The following is a 1,074-nucleotide window of genomic DNA, read 5'->3' as shown; positions in this document are numbered from 1 at the left end:
CCGCGCCGCGGAGCATGCCCAGGGTCCGGTAGGCCAGATATGAGCGGGCGACCGTGCCGACGACTGAGCGCCGCCCACCGGCCATGTTCGTGGCCGCCAGGAACCACCCCGGGATGCGCCACAGGATGTACATCAGCGCCAGCGCGGTGGTCAGGTTGATCAGCTCCTCATCCCCGGAGTCGAAAAGGGTGAAGGAGTCGGGTCCCAGGAAGACGTTCAGCGCGGCCACCAGAGTCAGCGACTGGGCGACCTGGATGGCCAGCAAGGCGGCGAAGGTGCGCCACCACCAGCGCGCTACCCCTTCGGTGGCCGGCAGAGCGTGGCAGGCCAGTGCCAGCGGCGCCCCGGCGAGCATGATCACGATCAGGGAGACGCGGACGACGTAGGAGATGAGGATCGCGATCACGAAGACCGCGACGGCCAGCCCGAGGAAGATCGTCAGCCGGCCGCCGGCGAGGGCGCCGAGGACCGTCGCCGCCAGGACGTTGGCTGCCCCTTCGGTCTGGATCTCCGCGCTGAGCATGGCTTCCGACAGCGCGTTGGCGATGACGATCATGCGGGTGCCCACCCACAGCGACAGGAACGACGCGAGGAAGCCGACGATGATCCGCGGCGCCATCTCGCGGGCGGAGTACTGGGTCTGCAAGGTCTGGTGGCCCATCACCACCACGCCCGCGATCATCACCAGCACGCTGTAGCCGGCCAGGACGATGTACCACGACGTGGACCACAGCTCGGCCACCTGCGGCAGCTCGTCGGGGGTGGGAGTGGTCAGCAGGGTGTTGCCGAGCAGGTCCAGCAGCGGCTTGAGGGCCTCGGAGGCCAGGTCGGCGAAGAAGCTGTCGATCGCCGCCGTGATGCCCTCGAAGATCCACCCGGCGATACCCCCCGGACCGCCGCCGCCGTCGTCAGGCTCCTCGGTCTCTTCGTCCTCCTCCGGAGGGCCGAAGTCGGGCGGGTCGGCCGGCTCGGGTATGCAGTCCCAGTCCTCGACCGGATCGCAGCCCTGCGCCGGCGCCGCGACGGTGTTCGCCGACCCGGCGGCAGAAGCAGCGGGGGCGGCCTGGGCGCCAC

At 70.1% G+C, this 1,074-nt stretch carries 1 protein-coding gene; it reads right to left on the bottom strand.

Going from position 1 to position 1,074, the window contains the following annotated elements:
* Nucleotides 1-1,074: TrbL/VirB6 family protein (locus tag H5J30_RS35225; protein WP_508471342.1), on the bottom strand; the 1,074-nt coding region annotated here is incomplete at both ends.

Source organism: Streptomyces phytophilus (assembly GCF_013870535.1).
GTDB classification, from domain to species: domain Bacteria; phylum Actinomycetota; class Actinomycetes; order Streptomycetales; family Streptomycetaceae; genus Streptomyces; species Streptomyces phytophilus.
The sequence above is the reverse complement of the archived record's forward strand: the minus strand, read 5'-3'. Positions and strand labels throughout refer to the sequence as shown.